This window comes from Phocaeicola plebeius DSM 17135 (assembly GCF_000187895.1).
Lineage (GTDB): Bacteria > Bacteroidota > Bacteroidia > Bacteroidales > Bacteroidaceae > Phocaeicola > Phocaeicola plebeius.
The window spans coordinates 353,673-376,554 of the sequence record NZ_DS990130.1 but is presented as its reverse complement, the minus strand read 5'-3'; the positions used below and the strand labels follow the sequence as shown (position 1 = coordinate 376,554).

Here is a 22,882-nt window from a genome sequence, read left to right as displayed (position 1 = left end):
TTCAGTTCATTGTATCCAACATCTTTCTGTACTTCTCATTTAAAGCAGCAATTTCGTCAGCAAGTTTTCGGGCAGATTCTTGTATTACTTCATTGCTACCACCATTCTTGAGTTGTTTGATTTGTGCCTCGTACATTTCGTTCAGCTTGTTGATATACAACTCATTTAATGTTTCCACATTTTTATTGAGTTGCAGCAGAGCCTTGCTGTCAAGATTCCTCACATGTTTTACATTGCTTTGGGTTATTGCAGGATCCGTATTTGCATTTTTATCATTCAGGATAGGATACACACGCTCCCATTTGTACTCGCGAGCCGGTTCATCAAAACCAGAAATAAAAAAGATAAACACTTCCGTACACAAGCCAATCATCAGGAACAAGTCATCGTATGGCGCATGCATGATTTTCAGTACGGCTCCTAAAATTACCAGACAGGCCCCCCAGCAATAACAGATATTATAGAAATTTTTACCTGTGCGGCTACCTAAAAAAGATTTGAGTGACATAATAATACATTTTAAAAGCCGCAATGGTCTACTCCATTACGGCTTTATATTAAGATGAGATTTATTTTACCATTTTGATGATAGCTGCCCGGCTTAAGCGCGGATTATCCTGGAACATGGTGTCTACACCGCCTCTATACTCCATAGTAAGTTGATTCTTGTCTACACCATATTTGTCTACCAGCGTATTATACACGGCTTCAGCTCTTAATTTACTTAAACGCTCGTTGAACTCAGCAGTACCAGTCTGTTTGTCTGCATACCCAGTAATCACGAATTTATTTTCAGGATATTTCTTTATCAGATTTGCATACGCTTCCAGATTCACAGCCTCTTTATCGCTCAGGTAAGCCTTGTTGATATCGAAGAAAGCCACATACTCAACAGCATCTGCCAGCCTGTTTTCATTCTCAGGTGCAGCAGCAGTTACCACAGGACGGTTATTTTTTTCCTCTTCCAGTGTATTTACCTGTTTTCTCAGGTTCGCATTTTCCTCATGCATGCTCTTTAGCTGGCTCTGCACCAATTCCATTTCCGCAGCAGAAATGTTCTTGCTGGCCCCCTTGAACTGTTCTTTAAAGGTATATGTAATACCAGCAGTCAGGTAGCCCGACAAAGCTGCATCCTTTTTCTTCTCCGGATTATAATACTGAGGTTGTACCGTCAGTCCCGGTTCTGCATAAATACTCCATTGCGGAGTAATGTTATATACAGCCTGGATACCCAGATTACCATTAATCGTATTCATGTAGGAATATTTTTCCAGTGCATCACCTGTATTGTAGCGGTAAAATCCAGCTCCCAGCGCCAGATTCAGGTTAAAGGGCTTGTAAGTCTTGGCTCCATATAAACGTGCCATATAAGTCAGGTGCCCCCCGTAGACCTGTCCGCTGTAGTTATTTTGCAGATGTAATCCTCCGGCAATCCCTTCCAGCTTTAACCCGAGCCAGGGATTTACCCAAAGACCAACCCCCAGTTTTCCAGCTGCAGTAATATATCCATCGGTATTCATAAATCCTTCCGTAGAAACTCCTCCGGTCACAAACCAGTTATTTTTCTGGAAAGAGTTCTCATTTTGTGCAATGCTGCTTGTGGGTAACAATAAAGTCACCATAGCCCACATAATAGTTTTTTTCATTCTTAATTTTAGTTTTTGGGATTACTTTTTTCCGTGTTGTATGAAGACCACCTTCTTGTTCTATACAAGAAAGCAGTCTTTTCTTTTTACGTCAGTCTAGCAAGTAAAAGATTATTGAGCATTTCCACTCGTACTTGTACCTCCAGAATGCTGGTCGGCCGAAGCATTGATATAGCTAAATGTAACGCCGGTATACTTCTTCAAGGTAGCAGTTATCGTGCTATTGTCCGACAGAGGGAAGCTATAAGTGATTGTATCATATTTCCCTTCTGCTTTCCAATACATGATACTGTTTCCACTTACATTCGTAGTTTCTTCGTAGTTTACGCTGTAAGTACCTTCTGCACCTTCCTGAGCAACGATGGCATTTTTCACTAGTTCAGCCAGTTCACCGCTAGGTGCAGTAACGTATGTCCATCCCATTGAAGCAGTATAGGAAATCTTCACATCAGTTTGTGCCTCAAAGTTTCCACTGTTATCCACTTTACCTTCTTTAATCAGCGAATTAGTAGTAGTCTGTGAAGTTCTGGTAGAAGATATACGGAATTCATAATTTCCATCAAGTTCTCCCGAACTCATAGTAAAGTTATAACTGTTGGTATTTACGTCATACACAGCTTCTCCCAACACTTCATCTGCTCTTGATTTGCTGCTCTTAAGCACAGTTACATTTTGGAAAGCCGTACCAGCTTCAGCCGGATTGTTTACAGACAAAATAACAGGATTCTCCTCTGATGCCACAATGCTTCCCTCCTGGGTTTCTATATAAACAGCCATAATTGGAGTAGAAACCTGTTGGCCAACCTGTGTAGAAGCAACTTCCGGTATATATTCCGTCATAGAAACTTTTGTACCCTCTTCTACCACTTCTTTCGGAACATAAGCACCTACACTGCTGACATTCTTCAAGGCACTTTCATCCGATACATTTGAAACTTCCGTTTCACCTGTATTACCATTAGATTCAATCAACACATTTTGGCTGACATCAGCAATAGTCGCATCCTTTGCCTTTTTCGTCATCAATACAGATACGGCCACACTTGAACGGTTCGTCAATCCAGCCAGTTTTATGCTGGTAGAAGCCTGCAAGTATTCATCCTTTACAAAATCCACCACATACTCTTTTTGCTCATTAACGGTCAGAGTAAATTGTCCGTTTTCATCTGTAGTTACCGCATCCAGTCCAGAAGTTGAAACAGTAACCCCACTCAGCGCATTATCACCCTCTTTTACTTGTCCTACGATATAATATTCCGTTATATCTTTAATCGGATCTTCCACTTGTTCCGGACTCTTTTCATTGTCACTCACAGAACAAGAACTCATGCAGGCACCTGCAATCAGCAAAAGTGCCATTGCCACTAATTTAGTTGTTTTCATTTTTTCAATTGTTTTTGGTTTGTTGGTTTTTAAATATGTCATTTTCCAAATTCCTCATAGTCTTTCATCAGAAAATACCGTATATATTCCGGCTGATAAAAGCCACGTGTCCGGTTTTCTCCGGTAATAGTGGTGTATAATATTCCAGGTTTATCGTTCACAGAACTTACCCCTTTTGTTATAGCCCTGTATTCATACGTAAAATAATCAGCCGGTTTAAGTCGCACACCTTTCCAGCGTTTATATTTTCGTCCAGGCAATGGAAGAGCAAAGTTAAAGCCACCGTCTACCTGGCCTTCCGCATACAACGCATACAACCCCACAGTACATTCACCAAAATGTCTTATCATGCTGCCTTTTACTCCATAGTCCCCATATACGAAGCGCACAGCCTCTCCGGTCAGTTCCGTATTCCATCCAGGAACATATACCCTTCCATACAACCGGGCATCCAACCGTGGTTTTCTGGTCAGTGACCATTCCTGGTCTACAAACATAGAAAACACTGTCAGTCCCGTTTTTACACCAGCCTCCCACCGTCCGTTATCATTTCTCCATCTCAAGTCGGCCATACCTCCCAAGCGGTGATTGGTGAACTGCCCCGCAGTGACGGTCAGTGTCCAGTTCTTCTTCAGATAAAATCCCTGTCTCACTGCCACAATCCCCGGCCGCACCTGTTTTAACTCACCTTTCTGGTTCCCAACGATTGGCAATATCACCTGTGCCGCCAGTTCCGCTCCCTTCCAAAGCGGCATTTCAATGGCCGGAGCCAGTGCAATGGCATATCTGTACAATTTGTCAAGGCTTGAGTTTTCCAAAAACAAATGAGGGTAGACCACAATATCCGGCCGCCAGGCACTTTTATGTTCCGTCTTCGTCCCTTCCAGCAATGACAGTGTATAGTCAGTTTCACAGCTCAATTTCATTTGTCCGAACACCTCGCACAAATTCACCTCCTGACGGCGATAAGCATTTACCAGTTCTTTATCCAGACATATTTCCAGCTGCGGCAGTCCGTTGGCATCCATTACCACCATTCGCAGTTCCTTATCCTCCGTCATACCCTCCAGGGCCGATTTTATGGCATGTCCCACCCCTTCGTATGAACTTCTAAACGCCCGGTCCTCAAAAGCTACGGCAATCCCCTTGTCCGATTGTGCCATGCGGATGTTCTCCATACCCAGTTCTGCCAGTTGCATGTCCACCTGTGCAGACAAGTTTATCACCGCAGAAAAAGATACGCACATAATCATCAGCTTCCTTCTCATATTCAGCCCCTCCCCTAATGAAACAATGTACATTCATATCGCAGTCCGCCGGCAATACATTCAAATCCCCCCGTAAACGCACATAACGATACACGGTTCCACAGTCTCGCCGTAATACCCAGATTAAACTCGCGTGTATCATATTCCGCAATCAGACACAACTGCGGACAGAACGACGGCCTGTATGTAATACCTCCGAATACTCCATTTCTCAGCATATTCCATTTGCTGGTCCATCCTTGATAACCAGCCGTCACACCCAGTTCGTGTCCGGCGAACAAGAAATGCTTGGTAACAGCCCCGTAAATACTGCGATAATAATTGTTACCCAAATCTCTTGCCGGGTCGTTGACCCCAACCGCCACCGCCGGCCACCACTTCCCCTCTTTGAGAGGTTGCAGTTTAATGGACACCGACCGGTCTTGCTGATTGTATTTAGGTTTAGCTGTCATGTACGATCTTTTTAATAATGTTTCGCGGTACGTCAGTTCCAGAAAAGAGAAGAACGTTATGTTTACAAAGTAATTTCCTGTATGATAGTCAAATGGATTAAGATGTTCAGGCAAGAAATTACCCCCTATCATGAATCTTCCCGTTTCGTTCATTTCCGCCGAAGGTGCATTAAGCAGACCAGTTACTCCTATCGTGTATTGTGCCTGCACCTTTTGAGGTGTAAAAACAGACAAGGCAACTCCCATAATGAGTAAAAAGCCCAATGACTTTATCGTACGTCGTGCCATATATAAATTTTGCAGTTTTAACCTGTATATAAGCTAGTACGCATTCTTTTCACCGTGCAGGGCATTGGCCACAGTCTTGTAGATAATGAACAAGTCTAGTCCGAAAGTCCAGTGTTCAATGTACCAGATATCTCCGCGCACGCGACCTTCCATGTCTTTCAGTTCCTTGGTCTCCCCACGAAAACCCGTCACCTGACTCCAGCCCGTAATGCCCGGCTTCACGAAATGCCGCACCATGTACTTGTTAATCAGCTTTGAATACTCCTCCGTATGCTTCAGCATGTGCGGACGCGGCCCCACGATACTCATGTCACCCAGCAGCACGTTGATAAACTGCGGCAGCTCATCGATGTTCGTCTTACGCATGATGTTTCCCCAGCGTGTCTTGCGCGGGTCATCCTTGGTAGCCTGCAGCGTGTCGGCCTGTGCGTTCACCTTCATGCTACGGAACTTGTAACAGTAAAATTCTTTGTCGTTCAGTCCGTTTCGTTTCTGCTTGAAGAACACAGGGCCCGGCATGGTTATCTTCGTCACGATGGTCACGATTATCAGGATGAAGGGAAATAGCGTACACAGAAACAACAGTGAGAACACAATGTCGAACGTCCGTTTCAGTATCTGGTTACTGATTTTGCTCAGCGGGTCCGGTCGCAGACTCAGGAAAGGCACATTACCCATCATGTTGAAGTACACCCGGTTGTGCAGGTAATTATAAATGTTCGGCACACTGTAAAAATGCACCAGATGATTCTCACAATAATTAATCAGCGAGCGGATAATCACATGCTCCTTTGAAGGCAGACAGCAATACAGATAATGCGTATTCCCGTGCTTCTCCAGATACTCCTCCACATCCTGAGGCTGTCCCAGATACCGGCATTCTTGCGGAAATGCAGAGTTAGGCAGAAAGTCAAAATACCCAACTACCTTATACCCAGCTCCGCTTTGCGATGTCAGTTCGTAATACAGTTCCCGGTTGTTTTCCGAACTACCCACCAGCACCACATAGCGCACATTTCCCCCTCTGGAGCGATACCTTTTCACCGCCCACCTCATGGTGATACGGAACACAGACAGACAGATAAACAACAAAAATAAGAACGTCAGATAGAATGTTGAAAATGAGTTCATGAACCCTCCCAGTTCCAACAGAATTCCAGCAAAAACTCCGAAAAACAATGTAGCCCGAAACACTTTAGCCAAAATCTGATAGGAATACACATTACGACGATAAAGCACCACCCCAATCTGCATAGCCGACACAAAATAACACAACATGACAGTTAATATAACCTGCATGTGAGGTGCTGTTAAAGTATTGTGCCAAGGTGTATCTTCTGTCGCCAGAAAAAGAATATAGAACAATCCTCCGGTAATCAGCGTTTCGCAAATAACGATAAACAGGATTAACCAGCTGTTATATCCATTATATCTCGGTTTCATATTTATGTAATAGAAAAAGGCCTACGTAATATTCAATAGCGTTTTATGACAAAGCCACGTTTCTGTAAATACTAAACAGCTTGTCAATCTGAGAGTCAATACAGAAATCGGCCAGAAAAATCCTTCTGGATTCAGAACCAAATTCTTTTCGCTTGTTTTCATTTTTCCATAACGACACTATTTTTTCAGCAAAAAGTTTCGTATCCAATGGCAGCAGATAGCCATTTATATTATCACATACACAATCTTTATTCCCCACCTTATCACTTGCAATGATAGGCTTACCTAAGCTCATGGCTTCAATCACACTAAGAGGAAGCCCTTCATATCTGGAGGTAGTAATATAAAACATAGAGCCCCTCATTATATTCAGGCATTCTTCATGCGAAATCCATGGCTTGAGCAGAATTGTATCCTTCAAATTTTCTTCCTTAATCTTTTCTTGCAGCTGGGTAAGTTCAGAAGAATAATATCCCACCCCGAGAAGCTTCAGTTTCAGCGGACAACCCAGTTCTTTTACCTGTTTCATCACTTCAGCCAGAAAAAGAGGATTCTTTTGATAACACGGACGCCCTACGTAGCAGATATAAGGTGTTTCCGCTGCATTTTTTTCTTCAGCAGGCTGTGCAAGCACATTTGCATCCGGAACAGAGTTATGCCATACAAGCGCATGATCCTGACGGTACTTCACGTCTTTCACCCCCATTTCCTTTTCACTTTCAGAACAAGCCAGCAGATAAGTATTCATTTTAGTAAACCTCTCAATCATCAAGTATACATTTCTTTTGAGGCGCGATGGAGTACACAAGAAACTGAATGCATGCGCAGTATAAAATGTCTTCACCCCAGTCATCCAGCCGGCCAGTCTGCCAAAAATGCCCCCTTTGGCACTATGGCAGTGAATAATATCCGGCTTTTCAGTCAAGATACATTGCAGCACCTGAATAAATCCGATAAAATCATGTATAGGGTTTAAGTTACGATACAATGCGACTTTGCGTTCCCGTACCACCTTTCCGTTTCTTATCACCGGCGGATGTTCATCCTTTTTACCGCAAACTATCACAAAATCAATGGAGTTATCTTTACAATTCGATATTGAATTACGGACATAAATATCCAATCCACCAATCATTTGGCCGATATACATTATTTTCATAAAAACAGGGATTATAATTAGTTAGTTGTTTTGCGATTCTGTATAAAGCTGATATAAGCTATCGATCATGCCGTTTATTTCAAAACCTGAATTTCTGATTTCCAGGCTCATGTCCATTCTTTCTACGGCACCTCTTTTCACGACTTCTTTAGCCCACTCTTGAGCATTCTGTTTTAACGATAAAAACTTGATATAAGGAGAATAGCTTACTTCAGTAGTTGTGCTGTCTGATACAAAAACAGGCATTCCGCTGGCCTGCGCCTCGATGAGCACCACGCTCAGTCCCTCATAAAGCGAAGGAAACACAAAAGAGTCCATGCCCTGCATGATTCTTTCCCTATCGCTCCGGAATCCCAGAAAAATCACCTTTTCAGTCAGTCCCAAAGCCTTCACTTTAGCTTTCATCGCCTCCATCAGGCTTCCTATCCCCACCAGCACCAGTCGTGCTTCAGGCTTCATTTTCACCACCTCCACAAAGATGTCCAGCAGAAAGCTGTGGTTCTTCTGGTTCTCAAATCGTCCCACGTGACCTATCACGAAATTGTCTTCCAGGCCAAGTTCCTTTCTTACCTCCTTTCGTACGGTTTCATCGTAAATGAACTGCTTGCAGTCAATGGCATTCAATATCACACGTGCTTTCCCTTTTTCCACACATCCTTTACCAAAAAGCCATTCACAAGCCAGCTTTGAGCATCCCACCAGATGAGTCGCATTTTTTTTCATCGGGGTTTTCAGGAAGTTCCCCAATAAGATTGACACCGGGTTTTTCGACTGAAATCCTGTGTTGTGCGAGTGTGCCACTCTTACGGGTATCCCCCATTTTTTAGCAGCTTTCAATATGTAATAGTTCTTTGACCCGGAGTGCACGTGCACCACATCGTAGTCATGATGATTTTTAAAGAATTCGTCCACCGCCTTCCAATAGCTGAAAAAGTCCAGCGGTGTCCTCAGCCAGATATTCTTTAATTGATATACGGTGATTCCCATATCCGTGAGTTCCTTTTTCAGCGGATACTCTATCCCGTCGTCCAGATTCAGCATATCAATGACCATTCTGTTTCGGTCATTGTGTGCCAGAATGTCCTTGGCCAGTGCCTGTATACCTCCCAGGCGAAGCCGGTCAATGAAGAATAAAACTCTTAATGGTTTGTGCATAAAGATATTCTGTTAGTCGTTTTTACCTAGAAATAGCAATTTTGTCCAATAATTCTTTTGAAGGACTAATGTGCACCCATAGCATATAGATAAAAAGGCTCTTATAGAAATACTTAAAAAAACTCAAAGAGAATATTTTATAACAAAGTTGCCTGAAGTTGATATAATGAAAAATTTCCCTCAATGAAAGATTGAATAAATTCATCCTGCACTGTGATACCAGGAAAGTATTGCCGGATTAAGGCACTTTGCTGAATAAATACGGCTTTGTCAACATCTTCACGTTTTAATGAAGATATCCGGTTGGAATTAAGCCGGAACTGACGTACAATCCCATGAAGAAATTTTTCATCCATAGGCAAACCTAATTTAGCTCTGTCTGCCAATAATTGTTCACAGATATAATACGAATCCAGGCATTTCGGTTTTCCTCTGAAAGTACGGCTAATCCCCTTAAAGTTAGTCCGGTAGCAATACACGCAATGACTCGTGGTACTGATTTTCTTAGCCAACGGATGCAGAATAAGAGCACATAATGTATCCTCAAACCAATATCCTTCCGGAAACTGGATATGAGCAAATAAATCTGCTTTATAAACTTTACCCCATGCAAAACCATATAAATTGTTTGCTGAAGCTCGTTTCTCATCTGAATGAGTGTACCTTTTAGTCACAACAGCACCACAGAACTTCAAGGAAGCTCCTTCCACAATGTCCGCATCGGTTTCCTGCGCCATTGTCATCAATGCTTCTATAGCACCGGGAGCCAGTCTGTCATCCGAATCCAGAAACATAAGATAGCGGGCATTTATTTCTTGCAAACCTGTGTTTCTTGCCCCGGATAAACCTTTATTTTTCTGATGGATGATTTCAATACGATTATTTTTCTGATAAAATCCCAATATCTTGGGAGTACCGTCAGTAGAACCATCGTTGATAACTTTCACTATGTAGCTGAATGACGTGTCTTGCGAAAGTACTGAATCCAGACACTCCTTGATGTACTTTTCCACATTATAAGCTGGCACTATAATTTGCAGGTCATATTGCGGAGTTGCGGCTACCAGGTTTTGACAGATACAGGAATGGTGAGGATCCGCATGTAGTGTGTTCAGTAAGATTTGTGCCTTTTCCACTTCTTTAAAGCCAATAGGAATTTGTTCGCGTGACTTAGCCTTGCATAAACGATACAGCCCTTTGTTAAGTTTCGTCTTTTTCAAAAAAAGATAAAGCAGATGATTCATAAAATATTTACTATATTTTTATTGTAATCAAATGAGTAACAGGATTACCGGAAAGGCCACTCCCTGATGCCGTACCCAGCTTCCAAAGTCCGGCTCAAAGGCAGCAGAACATAGCAAGAAAGCAATGTATAAATACATAGCTATTGTGCGGGTAGGATTCAACGTTTTGTCCCGATTCATAAAAGTTCTTACAAGAAAAGTAAGTAACAGCCACTGATAAACCAACAGAAACAAATAAGTAACCTTCAGCTTTATCAGCAGTTCAATAGGTATCATCAGACGTAGAATCTTAATAAAATAATCTACCGCAAGCAAGGCCGGATTACTATTGGGGAATAAAGGTGTAATTTCTGAAGCTGCCGGAGTTTTGTCTCTACTATTAGCCGCCACCATCTCGTCGTATGTATCCGCATTGTTTGTCATCAGATAAGACATAAAGAAATAATGCAACACGCCAAATAATACAACTAACAGAAACAATTTGCCGTATAACTTCTTCTTGTTAGTTGATGTTTCCACATTTGTACCTTGCTTTTCACCGAACAATTTCCCTACCATATAGTTTAATAGCAGGAAATACATCAATACCAAACCAAAATATTTGCGTGAATAAAGAATGGTCAGTATCAAAGCGATAATAAGAGCTATACTTTTAGCCTGGTAGGTTTTAGGCAAAGCAATAGCTAATGCCATCAGAAAGAAAAACACCATTTGATAAGGTTCTTTGGCTAAATTCAAGCAAAAGATATTCAATATAGCCACATTCAAATAAATAAAGAAATTTTCTTTCCATCCGGCAAACGGATTTCGTTCATAAAAACTTTTTACACAAAAGAATATCAGAATGTTATATAAAATAGTAAGGAAAACTTCCCATGATTGATAGGATGTAAATCCCAAATCAAATAGCTGAAAATACGAGATAGTATTATCTCCCACATTAGTGGCACTATTACTTGCCCCCCAAAAATCAGCAGCCTGGAATCCCTGAAAAGGAACCGATTGGATTTTAGGAACATATCCCCATCCTATACTCATATTCACTAACTGACGGCGCATGACAGTCCATCTCACTATCTTGGCTACAACAATCAAAGGTATAATCCAAGTATAATAATTTCTTATATTCTGTTCGGTAGTGGAAATATTCATACGAATAAATTCATAAAGGCATATAACGACTTTTACAAAGCTTCAAGTAACATCTTTGTAGATTTTTGTCTTAACGAATCAATGTTCTTGTGCACTTTCTCAAAATCAATTTCCATTTGCAGGCAAGAACTTATTTCTTCCTTCCCGCTAAGCAGTCGTTGGGGAATACCAAATGTATCTAAAAGCGAATAGATGCGTGAATTGGTAGAAACCTGGCTGTCATTGTTATATCTTCTGAATGAGAAGAACGGTTTTTCAAACAACGTAGAGAATACCGTACAATGAAACGAGTCGGTTAATACAAACCGTGCATCACGTATCAGGGCGATAAAGTCCAAAGGAGATACATCATACAATGGATAATCTGCAAACCCTTCATCTCCTTTGATATATTCATCCAAGTGTGGCAGCTGCACAATTTTACATTTTAACTCTTTTGCCAGCCGTTGCGCAAAGTCGCGCTGTATGGGATTATTCCCTAAAAAATAGCAGAGAATATATTCTTCCTTGATTCTCCGCTTGGCTGGTGCCTGCTGATTCCACTCCTCTGCCGTGAATAGCAAGGTAGGATCACACACCAGAGGAACCTCTTTCCCGGTCAGTTGCTTAATCAGTTTTTGTCCGCTGGTTTCCCTTACAAAAATGGCATCCAGTCTGTTCAGGAAAAGTTTGGCCATTTCAGCCTGCTTATGCGGCAGCTGGCTCACCCCAAAACTGGTGGCATAGGCTATCTTCTTTACGTCCTCAGGCACGAAATTCAGCGTATAATAATCAGCAGAAATATTGGAAGGTAACCAGAGTTGGTCACTCCCCACCACAAACGCTCCGTAAGAATGAGCATTCCTACCTAGTTCTGCCTTCGAAGTATATACGCCCGACAACTCAAATTGGGTTTCGGCAAAATGAGAGAAGATGCGGTCGCGTGCAGCCAGGTTACGGGCATATTCCGGATTGGTTCTTTTGGCAATCTGCTTCCGCACGGTAGCCATCTTGTCGCGTATTGTATTGATGTCAAAAATCTTGCTTAAAAAATACCGATATTTCGCTTTATTGATTTCAGCTTTCAAGCCGTCTATGCAGATGGTTTCATTTTTCAGTCCCAGCTTGTCGAATATCATTTGTGTGGCCAGAGCCTGCAACTGGCTGCCGTAGTTATGCTGGAAGTAGCAGGTAACTAATGCTATTTTTTTCATGATTCCAATTCGTTAAAAAGTTTATTCCAATATCTTCCAATATTTTCTTGTGAATATTTTTGACAGTCATCCAGAGCGTTTTCTGCCAGCATATGAAGGGAAGTCGGATTATTCATTAATTCAAGCATAGATGTAAAAAATTTCTCATTGTCACCATAATTCACTATTATGCCATTTCGCTGAGAAGTTATAATATCCGTGACAGATAAAAATGAATTCATAACAATAGGTACGCACCCGTTTTGTTGTGCCTCAACCAGTGTCATGGGAAATCCTTCTGTAGCACTAGTCATTAAAAAAAGTGCACTTTCTTTGTAATAAGAGATTGGATTCTGCAATCCTTCAAAACTGCATTTCTTTAAATGAAGATTTTCTGCTTGCTTTTTATAATCATGAAGTGAAATGCCGTCTCCTACAATTTTCAGTATCCAGTCCGATTGGGGATATTCCTTTTCAAATCTCCCCCAAATAGAAAGAATGGTAGATATTCTTTTTTCATATTCAGAAAGTCTTCCCACTACCAAAGCTATATGTCGTTTTCGTTCCAACTCTTTCTTGGAAAAGTCTGTACTGAACGACAAGGGATTAGGAATTGCAATGAGTTTATTGTCCTTGTTGCTGATACCAGCAAACTGACAGAAAGCATTTTTATAAGTTTCAGACAAGAGACAAACCCTATCTGAATAAGTATAAGCATTACGGTAACAGTATTTAGTCAGGCGAATAATCTGCGGATTATAAACAGGAGAAAGAATAGCTTTGAGAAATATTTTTAAAGACTTCTTTGTAAAGCCCTGGCATCTTTTTATATCCTTTAATTCAGTTAAAAAGATGTCTTTTCCTGGAGCAAAATGAAGGCAAGTAATAATTTTTACGTTATATCCTATTTTGTTTGTTGCAAGCCTTAGTCGTTTAGCTACATCCATTGAAGTCTGGATAACGACTATATCTATCTGGTTTTGTTTTAAGAATAAAGCCACTTCCTGCGTATTGTCTCTTATTCCCTTTCTCAGATTCCAGCGGTCATGTAATCTTCTCTGTATAAAACCATCTACCGGAGTTTTATCAAATGAATCGGGAACAGACTCTGCATAGATAGAATAAACCTTCCATCCAAATTCATGACGGAATAAATTGGTCAAGATAGAGGTAACTCTTCCTATTCCGCCTGTATAAGGCGTTATTGTTTGCTGAGTATAGAATGCAACATTCATTTTAAGAATAATATTTTGTGTATAAGGCCAAACTTTTTGCGAGATACCAGTTGCAGTATAAGATAAATCTTAGGAAAATTATTTCTCAAAATCTGTTTAAGGCTAAAGGCTTGCCCCACCCAGCTTTTGTAGTATAAATGCCATGCGTATGAATCATTGCTAAGTGCTGTCATATTGGAAAATACGGTGGGTTGAGCGATTCTTATATTATAAATAGGAAAATATTGATTTTCTGTTGTGTACCGATACCCATATTTCTCCATGAATTTGGCCAGTATTTTGACCACCACAATATCCATCAGATTTTCAGGTAAATGCAGTTGGTTATAAAAGTCCATGCAATCCTTTAAATAAGGAATTCCTTTTTCAGCCATCATCACTCCACTTTGTATACCGAGTCCTGGTACATATTGCTGATCCACAATACGCTTTCCGTTTTCATCTATGTATTGTTTCCGCACAGGCTCTAACATCAATGGCTGGTATTCCTGACTTGAACAAAACGAATATTGCAAGAATTCATCAAAACTTTTCAATACCATAATGTCTGTATCCATGTAAATACCACCTTCTGTGTATAAAGCATATATGCGACAATAGTCTGCCACAAAAGCCCATTTCTTTGCAGCGTATGCTTCTTTACATAATGGAGCCATGTTAAAGTCGAAGTTGGTTTCATCCCAGCGTTTTATTTGGTAGTCTGGCAGGTATTTCTTCCAGGAAGCAATGCAAAGTTGCAATAGTGCCGGCATTTCTTTTCCGCCAAACCAGCAGTAGTGTATTATTTTAGGTATCATAATTAAATCATTGCATCTAAATATTTCCCGTAGTTTTTTGTAATAAGTGCTTTTTCCAACAATTTCATATCTTCATCTGTAGTGGTGAGACCTTTAAAATATTCATTTTTCAACCGACAAGATTCAAGAAACATAGGAAGTTGCACTTTCTTTAAAAAAATTGTTCGATAAAAATTTGTACGCAATTGGTAAAGAAATTTTTCGTACATATTCTGTGAAAAAGGCAAGCCTAATGCTTTTCTGTCTTTCAACAATTGTTCTGTAAGATAAAATGTATCTAAGGATTTTGATTGCCCTTTACTTTTACTAGTAATTCCTTGTTGATTATATCTATAGTAATAGACTACATCTTTTATTTGTGCCATATTTTGTGCCATATCAAAAAGGAGAAAGAAAAATATTGTATCTTCAAACCAATAATCTTCAGGGAAATGTACCTTCTTCATTAGTTCTGAATTTATAACTTTACCCCAAGGAAATCCTGTTAATAACTGGAGATGCTCTTCTGGAGTATGAGATACCCTTCTTATAATTTTTTGGTTGTTAAAATAAATTGCTCCTCCTTCAACAATGTCAGCATTCATGGTAGTTGCAGCATTGAGTAATGCTTCAATTGCTCCGTCAGCAAGTTTGTCATCACTGTCTACAAACATAAGATATTTACCATAAATATTTTCTAATGCTCTATTTCGGGCTCCAGAAAACCCTCTATTTTCTTGATCAATTATAATCACGTTGTCTAATGATTCATATTGCTTTAAAATATTACGTGAATTATCAGGACTACCATCATTAATTATTGTGACAATGTAACTATAATGTGTCGTTTGATTAAGTATAGAATCAATACATTCCTGAATGTATTGTTCTACGTTATAGACTGGAACAATAATTTGTAAATCAAACTTTGGATTTATTTCATTATGACATAAACTGCTATTCTTTGGATCAGGACAAATTATTGTAAGTGCTTTTTGTGAGTCTATTTGTTTATTTGAGAAATGTTCGATTAGATATAAAAGTAGTTGTGTGATGGGACGTAGCCTAAATAATTTGCATATTTTCAATATAACTAAATAAATAGGACGTTTACCTAAAAAATAGTATTTCATTTTTCTTCCGTGTTAAAATGATATAGTTTATTTGGAAATGTGTTGCTTTGTGAGTGAGCTTGTTATTGCTACTTTTATTTCTAAGATCGAGAGAAATATAATTTTATTGACTTCTTGCTCAAAATTAATACAACGAAAATAAAATATTCCGCAATATTATTATATGCCTATATATCATCTGCATATGATACAAATATTCGCTTTCAGATAGCGTCCGTTTATATATAATGCCAATTTCTGTAATATAATTATAGGTTGTTCCATGTCTTAAAATTATTGTATTACAATATAACCAATAAGTATGTAAAAATATGGAATCTTTTTATTGACGAATCCGTAGAAAAATAGATTGCAAGTTAATTTATAATTTCCAACTTAAATAATTTAAATGATGGAACCCCAAAAAGTAATTGATTTAATGTTTAGATAAGCAATTTGCAATATCCTTTATGATAAAAAAGGATGACATCCTGATAAGTATAATGCATTTATTTTTGCTAAGAATTTTACAATCTGTAACTACTTAATCCACAACAGAACTCATTAAAGTAGATATGAAATCCGGACCTAATAATCATCAATGAAGCTAAAATATTCTCCTTGAACATTATCTATTCCTAAATTCCTCGCTGAACTTACGCCACCATTCTCTTTATGAAAGACTTTTATCCGCTCTTTTTTTAGAATACTCATCACAGATAGAGTCTGAATTATCTTTACATCCGCCATCAATAAGTTCAAAATTTGTAAAATCTTGCACTAAAAACACTGTCAAAGCGTTGAATAAGGCATTATTCCGTATTGTATACAGATATAAGGGAAATTCTTTCATGAATATAAAACAATTTATTTTTTTATGATTTTATGAGAAAATACTTTTACCTTCTCCAATAAGAATTTACGTTCAGACACCGTACAACCTAGCTTAAAAATAACAGAGGAAGTACTCAATACACATATTATACAGACTCCTAAAAATGCTCCCCAACCTCCATAACCAATATAATGATAGACAACAAAAGGAATCAGAGGAGATAATATCACTACTACTAGAATTGGAAAAATGACTTGTTTAATATAAACAGAAAGTTTTAATCCAATCATAGGGAGCACGATTCGTAGACGGGCATATTGAGTAATTAATTCCACCGTAATATGAACCATAAAAACCCCTTCAGGTGGAATATGAAAAAATTTAAGCAATACATAAGCAATAGGAACAATAAATAAAAGCATGGTTCCCTCTATTAACTGAAATTTTTTCAGTTTTCCAGTAGCGTGCACCGATACGATGATAGGATTGGAAAGGGTATAAAATAATCCGGTTACCAAAATAAGCCGGAGAAAATTTATTGTATGTTCCGGTACAATGCCCAACCAGATATGCAACACAAATTTTGCTTCAAATAGTAAGGGCATGATGACGAAAAATAAAATATAAAAGGAAAATTTAGAGCTTTTAATCAGCAGTTTATGCATATAGTCCAAATCTCCTTGTGCATAACTTTTGGTAAGTTGGGGATTAAGTGCCATCTGGAAGTTATTACAAAACTGCTGACAGGCACTTTGCACTTGAATGGCAATTCCACGGGCCGCATTGACTGCCGGACCAAAGAAAATGTTCAAAAGGATATTCAGACCCTGAGTAAATCCCATTGCCGCAAGATTACCATTCAATGTCCACCCGGCAAATGCAAAAATTTCCTTGAACAATGTCGGAGTATAGACCATACGTGCACGGGTTTCTTCAAAATGCCGGGTGCAATAGATGCCATACACTATACGGTTTAAAAGTTGGATACAAAAGAAAAGAAAGGAATAGACAATAAGACGATCATATGGAATAAGAGGAAGTACACAGGCTATTCCCAGTTTTAAAACCACATCCATGATAGAAATATAGGCAAAAGCAGACATTTTTTCATGGGCAATGACAGCAGAGTTATAAGGTACTGCAATCAGACCTATCACAGAGGATAAAACGGCAAACTGGTAAACCCACATGGCAGCATACTGACGTTCCGTGGGAAGATTCAACTGAGTAGATACAAACCATAAACCAATAGTTTCAGCAACGAGCAGGACAATACCTGCCATGATAAAATGAATACTCAGGATATTTCCGAAAGTATTCTTCATCAGTTGCATATCCCCTTTCCCTAAATCGTAGGTGATGTAACGTGAGGAAGCTGCACTCAAAGAACCTGTAAGATAACCCAACATGGCAATGACACCAGCCACCACATTATAAATGCCGAAATCTTCCACTCCTAAAGTCCGTAAGATGACTCTAGAAGTGTAAAGACTGATTATCAGTACAAAAAATGTACGGATGTAAAGAAGCAGAGAATTTTTTGCAATACGTTTGCTTCGATTCAAATCATTCATGAATTATTTTGCATTTAAATAATGACAAGCTTTTCTTTCAAACAAAATCAGCCCATTCAATCCGGTCTAATTCTATCAAAACGGATTTATGAAAGGATTTCCGGGTGATATTCCTTTGTAAAAAAGCTGAACCATGCACATCGCTGCCTGCCAAATCATACAAGTGATTTTTCAATAACAACAAGGCTTTTTCTTTTGCAGCTTTACCATACACGGCGTTCAATGAAAACAGGTTTAACTGGAAAAGCACTCCCAGCTGTTTCAATGCCTGATAGTCTGAAAAATCCATATACGCGTATCTTTCCGGATGGGCAAGAATCGGATAATATCCCTTTGACTTGATACGTAACAATGTTTCTCGAAAACCTACCGGCGGATGCATATAGGATGTTTCCACCAGCAATGCATTCTTCTTTTCTCCAAATGGAAGTAAATCGCCGGATGCCAGTCTTTCTTCAAACAGATTATCCAGCATATTCTCCGCAGAAAGGCGTAAGATGACGGGGCCTGTGTAAGCCTTTTGCAGTTTGTCAAAACAGCTTCGCAGATGTTCCGTGGAGTTCGGCAAATCTTCCATGATATGGGGAGTGAGCCAGACTTTCTTCACTCCCTTCTTTTCATAAAAATGCAATATCTTCAGGGCTTCATCTATAGTTTGAATACCATCGTCTACCCCGGGAAGGAGGTGACTGTGACAATCCGTAAACCCCGAAAAATAGCCAATATCATCTAATGAGTATTTTTTGCCGAAAAACCACATTTACTCCTGATCGCTATAGTTTTTATAACCATACTTATAGCCATATTTATAGCCATACTGTCCCGTACTTTCTGTTCCATTGAGCAGCACAGCCATTTCCTTAAATCGCTTTTCTCTGTATATAGTTTCCAGTTCGGACAACATGCTGCGTTCCAACAAACCAGCACGGACAATGAACAAGGTACGGTCGGCCATTTTTTCAATAATCTGGGTGTCGGCCATGATATCAATAGGCGGACAGTCAATGAATATGTAGTCATACTGACTGCGCAAATCTGCAATCAATGCTTCAAAACGTCCGTCAAACAACAATTCCGTGGGATTGGGTGGAATGGTTCCTACCGGCAGAAATGTCAAGTTGGAGTACAATTCATTGTCTGTGTCAGGGGTGATTACGGTCAGTTGAGTTCCTGAAACCAGCAGGTCTTGCAGGCGACTGGCTTTTCCCGCCAGATAATCACTTAATCCACACTTGGGGGTTCCAAAGTAGGAAGAAGCGGATGCCCTACGCAAATCACCGTCTATCACCAAGACTTTTTTCCCTTTAATGGCAAAACTGACGGCGGTATTCATTGTAATGAAAGTCTTTCCGCTGCCCGGATTAAACGAAGTAAACACATACACGTTCTTTTCCGGATTTTTATTGGAGATGAATTCCAGGTTCGTACGCAACACACGGAAGGCTTCATTAATCATATTCCGGCTGCCGGCTTTTACGGCAATGACACCTCCTTCGTCTGCCCCCTTATTCCGTCCTGGCATTCTATTGCGCTTTTTGGTGCCCGGCTTTACCAGCAAAGGTATCTCACCCAGGAAGGGCAGACTGAGGCTGGCCAAATCCTTACGCCCTCTGATGGTAGTGTTGGCGCCTTCCTTCAATACAATCACAACGACAGGAAGGAGCAAACCTATCACAAAGGCCATCAAAAGGATATTTTTCTTTTTGGGGGCTACCGGAATAAAGTTGCCGTTGGGAGGAGTAATGAGCCGGGTATTATAGGCCGTGAAGGCTTGAGACAGTTCGTTTTCCTCTCTCTTCTGAAGCAAGAACAGGTAAAGTTCTTCTTTCACTTTTTGCTGTCGGCCTACAGCCTGCAAATACTTGGTTTGATCGGGGGCTTCGGCAATCTGTGTGTTCGTGCGTTCTTCACTGTGGCGCAAACTGGCAATTTGAGTCTGAACGGAACTGATGAAATTATCAATAGAAGAAAGAATGGCACGACGCATGGATTCAAGAGACTGGTCCATATCCAACACCAAGGGGTTCTGGTCACTACTGTTGGATACCAGATTATTTCGCTGTAACTGGGTGGCATTGTATTCGGCTATCTGCTGCTCGATACCGGCACTTCCTATACCTGAGTTGACCGGCAGAAGCTGATTCTTTCCGGTACTTGAGGCCACGTGGCTGCGTATCTGTCTTGCCATGGAAAGTTGGGTATTCAGTGCCAGCAACTGATTGCTGTTGGCCTGCGACTGACTCAGATAAAGACCCGAAACGGCATTTATATCGGGCAGCAGGTGGGCGCTCTTGAAGGTAGAAATATCTTCATCCACATCTCCCAACTCGCGTTCGATTACCCCCAAACGTTCATTGATAAACTGAGAAGTGCTGACCGTTACCTGATTTTTATCTTTGAGCCAGTTTTCATTGTATATTGTTATAATGGTATTCAACACGTCTTCTGCCCGTTGGGTAGACACATCATTATAGAACAAATCAACTACGGTAGTTCCTTCGGAATTCAATATAGCCGAGAAATTGCTTTTACATTTTTCCTGGGCTTCCAGGATGCTGGAACGCCGGATACAGAATACCGGATAGGCTGTTTCCTTGTTGTAATAGATAGTGGGAGTTACAACCATTTTTCCAATGCCGATAGAGAGGGTATCGTTCAACTGGCCGCTAAAATTTTTTCCCTCTAATTCCGGGTTGTCAAAGGTGGAAAGCCGTATGCGATTATTTTCCTCCAATTCAAGTTCCATAGAAAAGGTCATGTCATCATTCAGCCCGATAAAGGAAACCTTTACCGGAAGCTCCGTGCCATATACGGTCCGGTTATGAAACCATCCTTTCACCGAATAGTCTACATCAAGATTCAGTCTTTTTACGGTTTCATTCAGAATGGTGGGCGACTGGATGGTAATCAGTTCATTGTTTACATCGGTGTTTACACTGTTTAATCCCATATCCGCAAACATGGACGATATGCTGCCGGCGCCCGACTGTCCGTTGGCGTTTTCCTTTACCAGCAAGGATGCCGTACGCAAATAAACGGACGGGGTACACAAAAGATAGAGCACTGCCGCGCCCATTACGACCACAAGGGAAAAGATGAACCACCTCCATTTGTCAAGGCAAATGGACAGGATTACCTTAGGATTCAATGCGTTATTGGATGGATTATTGACTGTTTCCATGTTGCTTTGTTTTCTAATCAGTTAAAAATAAGAATACCTATTGACGTTAGGAAGGAGGCCAGCGACAACCAGAAAGAGGTGCTGCGCACATTATTTCCATTCACTGTAGACTGACGTGCCCTCATGTTGTTAGGCTCTACATAAACCACGTCATTTTGCCGGAGATAATATACCGGAGAAGTGTAAAGTTGCTCTCCTGAACAGAGATTAACTCCGTATACACGCTGCACACCGCCTTCTTCACGCATCACTAATACGTTCTCTCTCTTTCCATAAATGGTCAGGTCGCCCGCCATGCCGAGGGCATCCAGTAATGTTACCCGATCTTTGTCTATGCTATATCTTCCCGGACTGTTCACTTCACCCATGACCGTAACGGTAAGATTCATAAATTCCACTGTCACAACAGGGTCTTTGACCAGATTATTCTGTATCAACTGTTCCTTTATTGCAGAAGCTATTTCCTTACGGGTCTTTCCGCCTACGTGCACGGTGCCCAATACAGGAAAATCAATATTGCCTTCTGCATCCACGGTATAGCCTGATACACCTTGCGATGTTCCACTACCCTGACCTATTTGCCCGACAGTTCGCGTCATCACAGGCAAATTGAACAAATTAGCCAGTTGCGGATCGCGGCTGTTTACCACAATGGTAATTTTGTCTTCCGGCTGCACGGTAATGGCCTGCGCTTCGGGTAAAGTGATTTCGCTTTTTCCCGGCTGCAAATCTTGAAAATACACGATTTCCCTGGAGGAACCACAAGAACTCAAAAGCCCTACGCCTACGAGGCATAGGAACTGCACACATGTAAATAAAATATATTTCTTCATCGCATCAATTTTTCTCTGACTTTGTAGCGAGCAATATGAATTTGTATATCTCAACTATTCCGCGAATTATAATAACTGTATATATTCTGGTTCAACTTCTACGGCAGCTGTTATCAGCATAGGCAATTCCACCAGCAAACGTTTGCGCTTTGACCCGCGCACCGTGAGCAAATAGCCTTCACATCCGTCAAGCCGACCTCCGATAATGCGTATTTTACGTTTAAACATACAAGGCGTAATGTCCTGAGGAGAATAATATTGAGGAAACCTGGAGGACTCTACGGCCTGCTTAAAGCTTGCCATATCTTTATCTCTCACAATCATCGGTTCCCTCCCTTTCAAGAAACGGTATTGAAAGGTATGAACCCTCTCTACAATAGGGTCGATAACCGTACGGCTGCTATGAACAAATATCAAATCATGGATAAAGGGCAGTTCCTTGCGTTCACGTTTCCCGTTTCGTGTGACAATCTTTGTCACCTTAGGCGTGAAATTTTCGATTCCCATATCATCCAACATCTGATAAGCTGGTATTTTGGCATTGCTACGGGTCAAATCCCTCATCACAAACCATTTTGCTTTATCCCCTACCATAACAGTCTGTTTTCATCAGAGAAAAGGTTCTATTCCTGCCTGCATTTACATCATACTGAAATACAAGCAGTTACGAATATTTTCCCTAAAAGTTCGGGATTTATGACCCCTTTCCTCATTTTTCATGTAATGCCTTTGTGCGGCCCTTTTTATCCCCGCTCCCAAAAGTGTTATCTCCCCCTTGTAGCGGTACATCTCTCCGTAAGAGATGTTTGTCTTATATAAATTTCGAAACATATTGATTATCAAGTATGTAGACTCAGTAACAGATGTAACTTGTAGAACATTTGTTCGACAAACATCTTTTATAGAAGCTATCAATCTCATTTTCACTTAAACATTTCTGTTTTTATCGTTGTATTTTTGATAATTATGTGTAA

The 22,882-nt window shown here is 40.4% G+C and carries 20 protein-coding genes; all 20 read right to left on the bottom strand.

The window, feature by feature from the left end:
- Position 1: 1 nt before the first annotated feature.
- Positions 2-508: a type IX secretion system motor protein PorL/GldL gene (gene porL / locus BACPLE_RS09770; RefSeq protein WP_007561373.1), complete on the bottom strand. Its 507-nt coding sequence runs from the start codon at positions 506-508 to the stop codon at positions 2-4.
- A gap of 61 nt (positions 509-569) precedes the next feature.
- Entirely contained in the window at positions 570-1,646 is a 1,077-nt protein-coding gene (locus tag BACPLE_RS09765) for an OmpA family protein (protein WP_007561370.1), read from the bottom strand.
- A gap of 111 nt (positions 1,647-1,757) precedes the next feature.
- Positions 1,758-3,029, bottom strand: a complete 1,272-nt coding sequence (locus BACPLE_RS09760; RefSeq protein WP_148374582.1) for a hypothetical protein — start codon at positions 3,027-3,029, stop codon at positions 1,758-1,760.
- Positions 3,030-3,067: 38 nt separating this feature from the next.
- Complete coding sequence (locus tag BACPLE_RS09755; RefSeq protein ID WP_040312954.1) at positions 3,068-4,297, bottom strand: YjbH domain-containing protein; 1,230 nt, start codon at positions 4,295-4,297, stop codon at positions 3,068-3,070.
- Positions 4,298-4,311: 14 nt separating this feature from the next.
- Positions 4,312-4,995, bottom strand: coding sequence for a YjbH domain-containing protein (locus BACPLE_RS09750; RefSeq protein ID WP_050792078.1), 684 nt, complete (start codon positions 4,993-4,995; stop codon positions 4,312-4,314).
- A gap of 75 nt (positions 4,996-5,070) precedes the next feature.
- Positions 5,071-6,480, bottom strand: a complete 1,410-nt coding sequence (locus BACPLE_RS09745; protein WP_007561361.1) for an undecaprenyl-phosphate glucose phosphotransferase — start codon at positions 6,478-6,480, stop codon at positions 5,071-5,073.
- Positions 6,481-6,523: 43 nt separating this feature from the next.
- Complete coding sequence (locus BACPLE_RS09740; RefSeq protein ID WP_007561359.1) at positions 6,524-7,639, bottom strand: glycosyltransferase; 1,116 nt, start codon at positions 7,637-7,639, stop codon at positions 6,524-6,526.
- 21 nt (positions 7,640-7,660) lie between these two features.
- Positions 7,661-8,794 (bottom strand): glycosyltransferase, encoded by a 1,134-nt coding sequence (locus tag BACPLE_RS09735; RefSeq protein ID WP_007561358.1) that lies wholly within the window; start codon positions 8,792-8,794, stop codon positions 7,661-7,663.
- A 137-nt stretch (positions 8,795-8,931) separates the two neighbouring features.
- On the bottom strand, positions 8,932-10,038 hold the full coding sequence (locus tag BACPLE_RS09730) for a glycosyltransferase family 2 protein (protein ID WP_007561355.1): 1,107 nt from the start codon (positions 10,036-10,038) through the stop codon (positions 8,932-8,934).
- Positions 10,039-10,065: 27 nt separating this feature from the next.
- Positions 10,066-11,190 carry a hypothetical protein gene (locus BACPLE_RS09725; RefSeq protein WP_007561352.1) on the bottom strand — a complete coding sequence of 375 codons (1,125 nt, stop codon included), beginning with the start codon at positions 11,188-11,190 and terminating at the stop codon, positions 10,066-10,068.
- A gap of 32 nt (positions 11,191-11,222) precedes the next feature.
- Positions 11,223-12,383, bottom strand: coding sequence for a polysaccharide pyruvyl transferase family protein (locus BACPLE_RS09720; RefSeq protein ID WP_007561351.1), 1,161 nt, complete (start codon positions 12,381-12,383; stop codon positions 11,223-11,225).
- Positions 12,380-13,597, bottom strand: a complete 1,218-nt coding sequence (locus BACPLE_RS18605) for a glycosyltransferase (protein ID WP_007561349.1) — start codon at positions 13,595-13,597, stop codon at positions 12,380-12,382. The genes BACPLE_RS09720 and BACPLE_RS18605 overlap by 4 nt, the downstream gene beginning before the upstream one ends.
- Entirely contained in the window at positions 13,594-14,394 is an 801-nt protein-coding gene (locus BACPLE_RS09710) for a glycosyltransferase family 32 protein (RefSeq protein ID WP_007561347.1), read from the bottom strand. The genes BACPLE_RS18605 and BACPLE_RS09710 overlap by 4 nt, the downstream gene beginning before the upstream one ends.
- A gap of 2 nt (positions 14,395-14,396) precedes the next feature.
- Positions 14,397-15,506: a glycosyltransferase family 2 protein gene (locus BACPLE_RS09705; RefSeq protein WP_007561345.1), complete on the bottom strand. Its 1,110-nt coding sequence runs from the start codon at positions 15,504-15,506 to the stop codon at positions 14,397-14,399.
- Between the two features lie 567 nt (positions 15,507-16,073).
- Positions 16,074-16,199: a glycosyltransferase gene (locus BACPLE_RS19720; RefSeq protein ID WP_235777925.1), complete on the bottom strand. Its 126-nt coding sequence runs from the start codon at positions 16,197-16,199 to the stop codon at positions 16,074-16,076.
- A 153-nt stretch (positions 16,200-16,352) separates the two neighbouring features.
- Entirely contained in the window at positions 16,353-17,654 is a 1,302-nt protein-coding gene (locus tag BACPLE_RS09700) for an MATE family efflux transporter (RefSeq protein ID WP_235777920.1), read from the bottom strand.
- Between the two features lie 277 nt (positions 17,655-17,931).
- Positions 17,932-18,654: a tyrosine-protein phosphatase gene (locus BACPLE_RS09695; RefSeq protein ID WP_007561338.1), complete on the bottom strand. Its 723-nt coding sequence runs from the start codon at positions 18,652-18,654 to the stop codon at positions 17,932-17,934.
- The gene (locus tag BACPLE_RS09690) at positions 18,655-21,075 is read right to left on the bottom strand and encodes a GumC family protein (RefSeq protein ID WP_007561336.1); all 2,421 of its coding nucleotides are present in this window, start codon (positions 21,073-21,075) and stop codon (positions 18,655-18,657) included.
- A 17-nt stretch (positions 21,076-21,092) separates the two neighbouring features.
- Positions 21,093-21,908, bottom strand: coding sequence for a polysaccharide biosynthesis/export family protein (locus tag BACPLE_RS09685; RefSeq protein ID WP_007561334.1), 816 nt, complete (start codon positions 21,906-21,908; stop codon positions 21,093-21,095).
- Between the two features lie 66 nt (positions 21,909-21,974).
- Positions 21,975-22,502: a UpxY family transcription antiterminator gene (locus BACPLE_RS09680; protein WP_007561332.1), complete on the bottom strand. Its 528-nt coding sequence runs from the start codon at positions 22,500-22,502 to the stop codon at positions 21,975-21,977.
- Between the last annotated feature and the right edge of the window lie 380 nt (positions 22,503-22,882).

What these genes read in the sequence shown, in the direction of transcription:
- BACPLE_RS09745 (WP_007561361.1), bottom strand. Translation starts at nt 6,480, where the DNA reads ATGAAACCGAGATATAATGGATATAACAGCTGGTTAATCCTGTTTATC.
- BACPLE_RS09750 (WP_050792078.1), bottom strand. Translation starts at nt 4,995, where the DNA reads ATGGGAGTTGCCTTGTCTGTTTTTACACCTCAAAAGGTGCAGGCACAA.
- BACPLE_RS09760 (WP_148374582.1), bottom strand. Translation starts at nt 3,029, where the DNA reads ATGAAAACAACTAAATTAGTGGCAATGGCACTTTTGCTGATTGCAGGT.
- BACPLE_RS09730 (WP_007561355.1), bottom strand. Translation starts at nt 10,038, where the DNA reads ATGAATCATCTGCTTTATCTTTTTTTGAAAAAGACGAAACTTAACAAA.
- BACPLE_RS09725 (WP_007561352.1), bottom strand. Translation starts at nt 11,190, where the DNA reads ATGAATATTTCCACTACCGAACAGAATATAAGAAATTATTATACTTGG.
- BACPLE_RS09705 (WP_007561345.1), bottom strand. Translation starts at nt 15,506, where the DNA reads ATGAAATACTATTTTTTAGGTAAACGTCCTATTTATTTAGTTATATTG.
- BACPLE_RS09740 (WP_007561359.1), bottom strand. Translation starts at nt 7,639, where the DNA reads ATGAAAATAATGTATATCGGCCAAATGATTGGTGGATTGGATATTTAT.
- BACPLE_RS09685 (WP_007561334.1), bottom strand. Translation starts at nt 21,908, where the DNA reads ATGAAGAAATATATTTTATTTACATGTGTGCAGTTCCTATGCCTCGTA.
- porL (WP_007561373.1), bottom strand. Translation starts at nt 508, where the DNA reads ATGTCACTCAAATCTTTTTTAGGTAGCCGCACAGGTAAAAATTTCTAT.
- BACPLE_RS09755 (WP_040312954.1), bottom strand. Translation starts at nt 4,297, where the DNA reads ATGAGAAGGAAGCTGATGATTATGTGCGTATCTTTTTCTGCGGTGATA.
- BACPLE_RS09690 (WP_007561336.1), bottom strand. Translation starts at nt 21,075, where the DNA reads ATGGAAACAGTCAATAATCCATCCAATAACGCATTGAATCCTAAGGTA.
- BACPLE_RS09710 (WP_007561347.1), bottom strand. Translation starts at nt 14,394, where the DNA reads ATGATACCTAAAATAATACACTACTGCTGGTTTGGCGGAAAAGAAATG.
- BACPLE_RS09695 (WP_007561338.1), bottom strand. Translation starts at nt 18,654, where the DNA reads ATGTGGTTTTTCGGCAAAAAATACTCATTAGATGATATTGGCTATTTT.
- BACPLE_RS09720 (WP_007561351.1), bottom strand. Translation starts at nt 12,383, where the DNA reads ATGAAAAAAATAGCATTAGTTACCTGCTACTTCCAGCATAACTACGGC.
- BACPLE_RS19720 (WP_235777925.1), bottom strand. Translation starts at nt 16,199, where the DNA reads ATGAGTATTCTAAAAAAAGAGCGGATAAAAGTCTTTCATAAAGAGAAT.
- BACPLE_RS09680 (WP_007561332.1), bottom strand. Translation starts at nt 22,502, where the DNA reads ATGGTAGGGGATAAAGCAAAATGGTTTGTGATGAGGGATTTGACCCGT.
- BACPLE_RS18605 (WP_007561349.1), bottom strand. Translation starts at nt 13,597, where the DNA reads ATGAATGTTGCATTCTATACTCAGCAAACAATAACGCCTTATACAGGC.
- BACPLE_RS09735 (WP_007561358.1), bottom strand. Translation starts at nt 8,794, where the DNA reads ATGCACAAACCATTAAGAGTTTTATTCTTCATTGACCGGCTTCGCCTG.
- BACPLE_RS09700 (WP_235777920.1), bottom strand. Translation starts at nt 17,654, where the DNA reads ATGCAACTGATGAAGAATACTTTCGGAAATATCCTGAGTATTCATTTT.
- BACPLE_RS09765 (WP_007561370.1), bottom strand. Translation starts at nt 1,646, where the DNA reads ATGAAAAAAACTATTATGTGGGCTATGGTGACTTTATTGTTACCCACA.